The following is a 6,675-nucleotide window of genomic DNA, read 5'->3' on the forward strand; positions in this document are numbered from 1 at the left end:
TCCTTTAAGCTTAAACAGATCTTGGGAGGGCTGTTTCTTCCTTTCTTTTTAACCGATTTGAAAAAGAAAGGCGCTTGTTCAATTAAAGCCAAACAAACCTTGACCTGATACGAATAATATTCGATGTCGTAGATGTCCCTAAACTTGGGTAAGCTAATCTAAACTAGGACTCTCCTCGTGTTTCGCTAGTCCCTCTTAGGTAGGCTCAAATTTGAGTACATCTTTTTTTCGACTGACAAAAATAAAAATACGATGCCGGCGTGCCTTTTTATGCGTCCGAAAATTCCAGAATTACTCCTTAAAAATAACATTGTTTTAACCCTTACCAAAAAAATGACCTCTAAAATTGGCGTATAACACGTTTTAAACAGCGGGGTAATGGATGGTTTTAATCCCCTTGATTAAAAACGCCTATATTAAAAACGCCTATACGGTCCTACTAAACGCCTTAAAATCGATGCGGTTGTTTTTTGGAGGACGACATCGTATTTTAAATGATTGACTGTAGTTGAGTAAATTTACTAACATAAATTTACAACCAAACAAAAAAGGAGACATGAACCCGACTCCTTGGTTAAAATAGATGTGCTAACCAACCATTCACAAGGAGGCTCATGTCTCATGAATAGATTAGCACATCATCAAGGAATCCACAAGTTTTTCATGGCGTTGGGGTTGGCGCTTTATTTCTCGAAACCGGTCATCAAGCATCTCGTTCATATTGTGGATGCCTTGACGACCAAGGGATTTTCGGGAACGTTGACCGATGTCCATCACTGGAGTTTTCATCCCAACCATCGAACAACGCTCAGCCATTTTTTCACGAAAAGCCCTTGGGATGAAGAGACGTTGCTTCGCAAACTCCAGCAATGGATCCTTCATCGCATCAAGCGAATCGCCAAACGGGAGAATCAACCCCTTTTTGTTTCGATTGATGATACCATTTGCCAAAAAACGAAGCCTTCGTCACGGGCCACGCACGCCATTCAAGGGTGTGATTGGCATTTCTCCCACAAAGATCATCAATCGGTCTGGGGGCATTCGCTCGTTTGGCTGATGGTACACACCATGACTCAGGCATTCCCGTTCGCGTTTCGTCTTTATGATAAGGCGGCGGGAACAAGCAAAGTCGACCTAGCGATGGAGATGCTTTCTTCGCTCAAGGTGAAGCCGGATCATCCGGTGTATGTGCTCATGGATTCATGGTATCCGTCCAAAGAGCTCATCGAAGCCTGCTTGAAACAGGGATTCCATGTCATCGCGATGCTCAAGACGAACCGAATTCTCTACCCGAAAGGCATCGCCGTCCAAGCCAAGCAGTTCGCCCGCTATCTCGAACCGCGAGACACCCGCCTCGTCACGGTGGGGAACGAGCGCTATCGTGTCTACCGCTACGAAGGTGCGCTCAACGGTCTTGATGATGCGGTGGTGCTGCTTACTTGGAAGGCTGCTCAGCCGATGACACCCGAACATCTTCATTGCATCTTGAGCACCGATCGGGAGCTGAGTGACGAAGACATCTTGCGTTACTATGCCCAACGCTGGTCGATCGAATGCTTTTTCCGGCAGGCAAAAGACCAGCTGAAGCTTGATGGGTACCGTGTTCGCCACGTTCGGGCGGTCAAACGGTATTGGATCACCGTGTTGTTGGCTTGCGTGTACAGCATAGCCGAATCTCAACAAGACCTCTCCGCCGGACTGGAGCTTCTTCGATCGCGGAAAGGACACAGCCTAGTTGAGTTCATTTACAACGCGGCGAAGCAAGATATTCCCATTGATGTTGTCAAAAAACAACTCCATGTCGCCTAAGGGTTACCCTGTTTGTCTCTTTGTTAATGGAAAATATTGTAATGAAAATTACTCATCTACAGTAAAACATGATAAAATTTTTTTAGGATGATTGGTACATTAAAAAAAGTTAATATTGCTAGGTATGGTGAACTTGTAAAACTAACAATTTGTGGTAAACTAGCATCTATATTAAATTGACACCTATTATGAACAGACGGTATAATTAAACAAAAAAGAAAAATGGGATGTTTTATGGTTTCGAGTGCAGTATTATCTAAAAATTTTAATCAATTTTCAAAAATTTTGTACCATGGTACTACTTCAAAACATTTTGATTCGCTTCAAGAAGGAGTCAATATTGATCTTTGTCAAGAATATACCGATTTTGGAAAAGGTTTTTATTTGACATCCAATTTTATCCAAGCAAGTAAACATGCAGAGAAAAGAGCTAAGTTAGAAGGCGAAGAACCAATAGTGTTCGTATATGTGTTAGACATATCAAGGTTAAAAAAGGAATATAATGGATATATACTGCATAAGATGGATTTAGAATGGGCAAAATTCATATATAACAATCGCTCAAAAAAACAATGCTTTACTCACCGTTACGATTATGTATTTGGCGGCGTAGCTGACGGAAAAATTTTTGACCTTGTTAATTTGGTCGATAGTGGAGAGCTTGATATTGAATTGTTTTATGAAGAAATTGCTCAGTATGCAACATATGACCAGCTATCTATTCACAACCAAAACATTTTCACATATAATGTGATTACCCTTCAAAAGGTGGTGAAAGCATATGATCAACAACAAACGTACAATGACAAGAGAACAGTTAAGAAATAAATTGAATTATGAGCACGAGCACGGCTATCCTTCTTTTAGAAATGAAATTGCAAAGGTTCTACAAGATAAATACAATATGGATTTTTCAAAGGCAAAAGAAATAGTTTGGGATCCAAAAATTATAAATAAAATCACCGAAGATATTGAATGGGCTCAACATATGGGACCAAATTTTTGGGCAAAATATATTTATGAGGAATATGAAAGTGTTTTTCCCAAAAGAGTAAAAAATTTAGAACTACAGGTATCGAATTAAGCTTTTAGCAAGAGATTATGCTAAAAGCTTAATTCTTTTCTTTGTCACATATTACCAGAAACATCAAGCACCTATTTATTACTTTAAAAAATAATTTATGCATCTTTGGTAACAATACTTCCATAATGTTGTTTTTGGCAAGTAGAAAATGTATGAAATGGCAATTAAAAATGCATACATACACTTGCCAAATTCCATGGTTAACGTTGAGAGATTGAGTCTTTGTATCGGTGACTTTCACCATTGAAGATGATTAAATGAGAATGATGAATCAGCCGATCAATGACGGCCTCTGTTAAAATGGGATCGCCAAAGACATTATTCCATTGGCTAAAAGGTAAATTGGTTGTCACAATGATGCTTTTGGTTTCATAACACATGGAAATAACTTGAAATAATAACTCTGCCCCCTGTTTATGCAATGGAATATAGCCCAATTCATCAAGAATCAAGAGATCCAACTTTTCGATTTGATTGAGAAATTTACCAAGGTCACCTTTTTCATTGGCCTCCAATAAAGCATTGACAATGGAGGCGGCCGTATAGAACTTCACTCTTTTTCCTTGTTTTTTCATCAAATTGAGGGCGATGAGAGTGGAAAGGAATGTTTTACCGGTTCCCACTCCGCCATAGAAGATAAGGTTTTCCTGATTTTTCGTAAACTCACCTTCTAAAATATAATCTTTTGTGATGCCTGGGGCTAGTTGAATCTCCCGCCAATCATAAGGTTTATTTGGAATTTTCGGCAATGTCGCCTGTTTTAGTAGTAAATTTATCCTTCTCTCATCTCGATGCTGCACTTCTCGTTCAAACAGCTTCAGTAAAAATTCCTCATTTGTTTCCGCATGGATGGTATGGTAATTGGCTGGAATCCAGCTTAATTTTAGTCTTTTGGCATATTCCTTAATCATTTGTTCCATGATGCCACATCTCCTTGGGATTCGAATAGGCGGTCATAATGCCTTACTCCTCGGATGGCTTCCGGCATATCTGGAACGTGTTTTTTCGGTTGAATTGGCTCTCGTATACCTCTTCCATTGATTAATTGATAAAATACCTGTTTAATCGATTCTACTTTCGGATGACCATACTGGGAGGCAATCCTCAAAGCCTGTGTCGAAACTTCGAAATCATGTTCTTTTAGTAAAACAGCTAGTAGTTGTAATGCTTCCTTCTTTTCTTGAACGGTACAATTGGAAAAATAATTTTTCCATTCTTCCGGCATCTTTTCATAGAAATCCGTATATTTTAATGCATTTGGCCTTTTGGCCATTAACGTAAGATATGGTTGCCATTTCATTGATTTTTGTTTTGTGCCATATAAACGCTCGTGCTTGATAATCAGCTCATGCTCTTCTGTTAAAATGGCAATCTCATGATAAGAGATCTTTGCCAAAACCTTTTGTTTGGCAAAACGGGGAGACGTGGAATATAAATTGTTTTCTAAATGGATGAAACCGTACTTATCAGCCGTGACCTGCTCATATCGGACACATTCAAATTCTTTGGCTGGCAATTGAAGAAATAACGCTTGTTCTTCTTCAAATAATTCAGCGATGAGTCGCTCCTTCTCATAATGCGGACGATTCCAGTCCTTCTCACATTTCTCCCATAAAGATTCATTAAAACTTTCTAGTTGATAGATTGTTTGTTCAGGTAAAAAGAAATTGTTTCGAATATATTTCACCTTTGATTCGACATTCCCTTTTTCATTTCCGCTGGCTGGGTTGCAGAACTCGCATTCAAAGCCATAATGTAAAACGAATCGTTGAAATGTCTCTGTCAATTCTCTTTCTCCGTTTGGCAAGATCGTTTTTACTGCAGGGGAGAGATTATCAAAACGAATGACCCTTGGAACCCTTCCCATATAGTGAAAGATTCGTTTTAATCCTTCCAAGAAACATTCTTGATTTTGAGCTGGCATGACTTGCACATAGGCCGCATTACTGTAAGGGAATGAAACGACCAGGTAAGGAAAATCGACGTATTTCCCCTGATAGAGAAAAGGAGCTTCTCCAAAATCAACTTGAGCCGTTGCAGGTTTCGATTCTAAAGGTAACGCAGCTGGTTCACTTTGTTCGAGCAGTTCTTGTTTTCTTTTTGATACATAGAGCCGAACAGAACGATCTGAACCTGTAAATCCATATTCTTCTTTTAAGATTTCATACATTCGTTTCGCAGTTCTTCGATATTTTTTCTTCTTTGTCAAGTCCTCTTTAATCCATTGATCCAATATCGGTTTCACTGGATCCATCACTTTCGCTTTTCTCGTTTGTTTAACTTTTGAGGGATTGAAGTCTTCCATTTCCGCATACTTCTTCACTGTTCTTGGATCACGATTCATTCTTTTGGCAATATCGGAATAGGAACATCCTTTTTGGTTTGCTTCATATCTGATATAATGAATTTCAGCCACTGCTAACATCTCCTTGAATACCTCCCGTTGAACTGTTTTGTCCAACTAGGAGGGTAGTGTATTTGGGGAATGTTGGCAAGTGGTTTTTTGTTTTATAGGACCTGCATAAATTAATTGCCAAACGTTACATTTTTAGTTTGCCATAAACATCGACTAGCGAACTTTGAACATCAAACCTTAAGGAGTATTATTGAATTTATTTTGTTGTTCGATAAAATCATATCTTCCTTTGGGGGAAATTTTCCCTATCATCAAAAGTAATTCTAAAACTCTCTTTAATTAGAGGGTTTTCCCTTTCTATGTAACTACCCACTTCCTAATAGAGCTTCCTTTGAAGCCTAAGCTGCTTCGTTTCGATGGTGAAAAAACCTTAACAAACAGTGCCTGTTGCTGTTCTCCAAAAGCTATTACGAAAAAACAAAAAGCCGTAAACCCTTCAATAGGACTTACGGCTTTCTCCTATGATGATTCCGACTGGGCTCGAACCAGCGACCTCCACCCTGTCAAGGTGGCGCTCTCCCAGCTGAGCTACGGAATCATATTTTATTGTCCGCTATCGAACACATTTTTAATTATATAAACGGGCAAGTTGTTTGTCAACAACTTTTTTAAAAAAATCGCTGTTCATGATGAAAAAAGGAAAGGTGACTTCCTCCCAAAGGAATAATCCGTGTTGGAACGGTTCGACATCGTATTTTTTCTATATTCTGATTGTTCTATCAAACGAGAATTTGCTTACGAAGGCTGGCGGAATTGATGAAAAACGCCCGCCGCTTCCGGTGCCGCTCAAAATGAAACTGCAGCTGACGGTCTTGTTCAGCAGCACATTTCCTGTCTTATTGTTCAGCTTAGCGACGGAAATCAAATGGTCGCTCGCCGGACCGAGCGCATCCCATTGGTCGTATTGGCCCTGGGCAACCGTGATTTTGCTGTTTTCGATCGCATTTTCCGTTTTCTTGACTCGCTTGTTGGTCGATGAGATCCATGAGCCGGTCAGTGTGCTGTTAAGTCATATGAAACGGGCGGAAAACGAAACGTATAAACCCGTCGCCCACAATGTGTATACTGATGAATTTGCCGATTTGCTTCGCGGATTCAATCATATGATCGATGCTGTGCATCGCCGCGACCGAACGAACAAAGAACTGCTTAACAGTTTCATCACCGTCTTGACAGCGGCGCTTGACGCCCGCGATCCTTATACAGCTGGGCACTCGCTGCGCGTGGCCCGTTACGCACTCGCGATTGGGGAAAAGCTTTCCCTTCCGAATGAACAGCTTGATGCCTTGTATCGTTCCGCTCTACTGCATGACATCGGAAAGATCGGCGTTCCCGATGCCATTTTGCGTGAACTACCCACCACCTA

General features: G+C 40.2%; 6 protein-coding genes and 1 tRNA gene. 4 read left to right on the forward strand and 3 right to left on the reverse strand.

What is annotated here, in order from left to right; genetic code table 11:
- The first annotated feature begins 621 nt into the window (after positions 1–621).
- From I656_RS02165 to I656_RS0116680, 3 genes are all read left to right on the forward strand, one after another.
- Entirely contained in the window at positions 622–1,809 is a 1,188-nt protein-coding gene (locus I656_RS02165; RefSeq protein WP_033006530.1) for an IS701 family transposase, read from the forward strand.
- Between the two features lie 234 nt (positions 1,810–2,043).
- A complete protein-coding gene (locus I656_RS02160; protein ID WP_033006532.1) occupies positions 2,044–2,637 on the forward strand; it encodes a DUF3990 domain-containing protein in 594 nt (197 codons plus the stop codon).
- Positions 2,591–2,893: a hypothetical protein gene (locus I656_RS0116680; protein WP_128570091.1), complete on the forward strand. Its 303-nt coding sequence runs from the start codon at positions 2,591–2,593 to the stop codon at positions 2,891–2,893. Before I656_RS02160 ends, I656_RS0116680 begins: the two co-directional genes overlap by 47 nt.
- 200 nt (positions 2,894–3,093) lie before the next feature.
- On the opposite strand, the gene istB is transcribed toward I656_RS0116680, so the two are convergent.
- From istB to I656_RS02145, 3 genes are all read right to left on the reverse strand, one after another.
- A complete protein-coding gene (gene istB / locus I656_RS02155) occupies positions 3,094–3,813 on the reverse strand; it encodes an IS21-like element helper ATPase IstB (protein ID WP_013399917.1) in 720 nt (239 codons plus the stop codon).
- Positions 3,801–5,318, reverse strand: a complete 1,518-nt coding sequence (gene istA, locus I656_RS02150; RefSeq protein WP_013401401.1) for an IS21 family transposase — start codon at positions 5,316–5,318, stop codon at positions 3,801–3,803. The genes istB and istA overlap by 13 nt, the downstream gene beginning before the upstream one ends.
- Before the next feature lie 456 nt (positions 5,319–5,774).
- Positions 5,775–5,847 (reverse strand) — tRNA-Val (locus tag I656_RS02145).
- A 193-nt stretch (positions 5,848–6,040) separates the two neighbouring features.
- Between I656_RS02145 and I656_RS02140 the strand changes: the two genes are divergently transcribed.
- Positions 6,041–6,675 (forward strand): HD-GYP domain-containing protein (locus I656_RS02140; protein WP_033006538.1); only part of this gene is annotated, 635 nt, incomplete at its 3' end.

It is taken from the genome of Geobacillus sp. WSUCF1, from assembly GCF_000422025.1.
Lineage (GTDB): Bacteria > Bacillota > Bacilli > Bacillales > Anoxybacillaceae > Geobacillus > Geobacillus zalihae.

What these genes read in the sequence shown, in the direction of transcription:
- istA (WP_013401401.1), bottom strand. Translation starts at nt 5,318, where the DNA reads ATGTTAGCAGTGGCTGAAATTCATTATATCAGATATGAAGCAAACCAA.
- I656_RS0116680 (WP_128570091.1), top strand. Translation starts at nt 2,591, where the DNA reads ATGATCAACAACAAACGTACAATGACAAGAGAACAGTTAAGAAATAAA.
- istB (WP_013399917.1), bottom strand. Translation starts at nt 3,813, where the DNA reads ATGGAACAAATGATTAAGGAATATGCCAAAAGACTAAAATTAAGCTGG.
- I656_RS02165 (WP_033006530.1), top strand. Translation starts at nt 622, where the DNA reads ATGAATAGATTAGCACATCATCAAGGAATCCACAAGTTTTTCATGGCG.
- I656_RS02160 (WP_033006532.1), top strand. Translation starts at nt 2,044, where the DNA reads ATGGTTTCGAGTGCAGTATTATCTAAAAATTTTAATCAATTTTCAAAA.